This is a genomic window from Piscirickettsia salmonis LF-89 = ATCC VR-1361 (genome assembly GCF_000297215.2).
GTDB lineage: Bacteria > Pseudomonadota > Gammaproteobacteria > Piscirickettsiales > Piscirickettsiaceae > Piscirickettsia > Piscirickettsia salmonis.
The window spans coordinates 1-2,434 of sequence record NZ_AMFF02000062.1 but is presented as its reverse complement, the minus strand read 5'-3'; the positions used below and the strand labels follow the sequence as shown (position 1 = coordinate 2,434).

6 protein-coding genes are annotated in these 2,434 nt (G+C 44.8%); all 6 read left to right on the top strand.

Annotated elements, in window-relative coordinates; all coding sequences use genetic code 11:
* Window positions 1–424: hypothetical protein (locus tag C200_RS15735; RefSeq protein ID WP_080750123.1), on the top strand; the 424-nt coding region annotated here is incomplete at its 5' end.
* Window positions 417–755 carry a hypothetical protein gene (locus C200_RS06515; RefSeq protein ID WP_032126478.1) on the top strand — a complete coding sequence of 113 codons (339 nt, stop codon included), beginning with the start codon at window positions 417–419 and terminating at the stop codon, window positions 753–755. The genes C200_RS15735 and C200_RS06515, both read left to right, overlap by 8 nt.
* Window positions 742–1,095 (top strand): hypothetical protein, encoded by a 354-nt coding sequence (locus C200_RS06510; protein ID WP_032126479.1) that lies wholly within the window; start codon window positions 742–744, stop codon window positions 1,093–1,095. The genes C200_RS06515 and C200_RS06510 overlap by 14 nt, the downstream gene beginning before the upstream one ends.
* Window positions 1,092–1,322: a hypothetical protein gene (locus C200_RS06505; protein WP_016212114.1), complete on the top strand. Its 231-nt coding sequence runs from the start codon at window positions 1,092–1,094 to the stop codon at window positions 1,320–1,322. The genes C200_RS06510 and C200_RS06505 overlap by 4 nt, the downstream gene beginning before the upstream one ends.
* Window positions 1,323–1,325: 3 nt before the next feature.
* Entirely contained in the window at window positions 1,326–1,796 is a 471-nt protein-coding gene (gene ssb / locus C200_RS06500; protein WP_016212110.1) for a single-stranded DNA-binding protein, read from the top strand.
* Between the two features lie 114 nt (window positions 1,797–1,910).
* Window positions 1,911–2,222: a hypothetical protein gene (locus tag C200_RS06495; RefSeq protein WP_230384829.1), complete on the top strand. Its 312-nt coding sequence runs from the start codon at window positions 1,911–1,913 to the stop codon at window positions 2,220–2,222.
* Window positions 2,223–2,434: the final 212 nt, after the last annotated feature.

Here is a 2,434-nt window from a genome sequence, read left to right as displayed (position 1 = left end):
GAGAACCCAGTTACTAAAAACCATGACCTCATTCATGGTGACGCCGGGCGAATTTCGCAAGATGTGCCAAGAGGTGAAACCTGAAGAGCTCGGCTACACGAGCACCAAGCAAGCTTATGCCGAGTGTTATTTAAATATTCGTCAACGCCATAAAGTCACTCAGCCGCGTCATTGGTCACACGCAACCGTCTTTATCGCCTCAGAGGCGCTCAGAGCGCAGAACTATGCTTGTGGCATAAGTGAGTACCGCAAGTTCGAGAAAAGCTATTTAAAGGCTATTTACCGCGATTTAAACGGTGAACGCTTGCCATATCCTCCGGTTGTTTTACCGATGATCGAAAATAAACCGGCTAAAAGCCGTCAATGTGGTAGTGATCACCTGGCAAAACTCCGTGGAGCACTTGGGAGACCGGCTCATGCCTAGCAAAGTTTCAGCAGGTGAGCGCGCTTTCCAGCTGCATTGCCGTTTAGAAAAAATCACCTTGCCCAAGCAAGAGTACCGTTTTCACAAGACACGCAAATGGCGCTTTGATTTTGCCTGGCCTGATTTAAAAATCGCTGTTGAGGTGGAAGGTGGGACTTATTCGCAAGGCCGTCATACCCGCGGTAAAGGCTTTGAGGCCGACTGTGAAAAGTACAACATGGCAACAGAATCCGGCTGGCGAGTATTTCGTTATTCAACTCAGCAAGTCAGTCAATACATTGCCATTCGCCAACTCAAACGTGTTTTAGAGAAGTATCATGTTGATGATTGAAAACTATGAATGTCAGTTAATTACTGAGGAATTTCGTGATTTAGCCATAGAGGATATTGCTGAGGCCATTAATGTCGGTGTCGAGGAGTGTCGAAAAAAATGGAAAGCCTACGGCCAGCCCTATAAAACTCGCAACGCTCTGTTTGAAGAGCACTACAAGCTGGGCTTACGTGTGCAATATGATCGCTATGTTCATGCGAGACCAAAACGCATTAAAGCCCTACGTGAGTTTATCAACCAAAAAACCGCGGTTATTAATTGCCGTTCTATCGTCCCTCCCAAGCCATTTTTAACGCGAAAATACTCAGAAAAACAATTATCAGGGAAGCGTAGAGTATGAATACATTTAAAAAAATTACCGATGATCTAGAGCGAGGCACCCGGTTTTTAGTCGTTACGGTGGTATTACTTTATACCTGTACCTTGATTGTTTATGTCGTGCAATGGGGCTTAAGTATTTTCACTGATGAGATTAATGCAGATTTGGGCAGTGCTTTAATCACTGCGTATTTTTTAATTATTTTATCGGTAATTATTGGGGCGTTTTTTGAAAAGTTGAGGGCTTAGTCAATGCGAGGTGTAAATAAAGTTATTATTGTCGGTCGTCTGGGCCAAGATCCAGACATTAGACGCACGCAAAGCGGGGAGAGTGTTGCAACGCTGTCTGTAGCCACCTCAGAGCAATGGCAAGACCAACACGGCGTTAACCATGAATCTACTGAATGGCATCGAATTGTATTGTTCAGTGGCTTGGCAAATATCGCTAAAGACTACTTAAGAAAAGGCGCTCAGATTTATGTTGAGGGCAAGATAAAAACCCGCAAATGGCAAGATAATCAAGGCAAAGATCGCTATACGACTGAGATTGTCGGCAAAAATATGCAAATGCTCGGGGGCGGTGAACGCGTACAAACAGCAAAACCACCGCCTCCACCACCTTCATCATTGGGCCAGCAGGCGTTTAAAGCTAAGCAAGCACAGCTACACGCACAAAATAGCTCGGCGGAGATGGAAAAAATAGGCGAGGAAATTCCCTTTTAGAATAACAAAGGAATTATACCATTAACTAAATCAATCACTTAACTGTGCTATTGAAATTCAAGAATTTTAAGTCTGTGCGAATCGTTATTTTAATTGCAACTAGGAGCCTAAAAGATGCTAAATATCACGCAAGTTAGAAGTATGTTGGCAGATTGGGGCGAATATATACAGCGAGGCGCAGAACATGGCTCAAATAACTCTATTTTTGGCATGATACAAAAATACGGCGGTGTCGTCATACAAAACAATAATAGCGGCAATGATCCTTATATCGCTAATAGTGATGTACTGGAAGTGGATAGAATCGTCAACGAGCTTTTACAGAGTGATTGCAAGAGTGATCAAACCATGGCGCGCATACTCGTGATTCATTACGGTATAACCGGCTCAGCCGCTGCGAGCCATGGAGTGCTAAGCACGGGGTGAGTAGGCCGAGGTAGGTTCGGGTTTTTAGCAGAGCGGAGTTGCGAAAGACCGTTAGGTCTGTAGCAAGCGTAACGAGTGTCTAAAAATCTATACGAACCGTAGAGTCATGTGAGAGCACAGTGGTGGAGTGTGCCGATTCAAGGCACGCAACGCTGTGTGACGCGGACAGCCGAGGGTTTATAGTCGTCGCGTTTTGCTCGGCGATTTTGCAT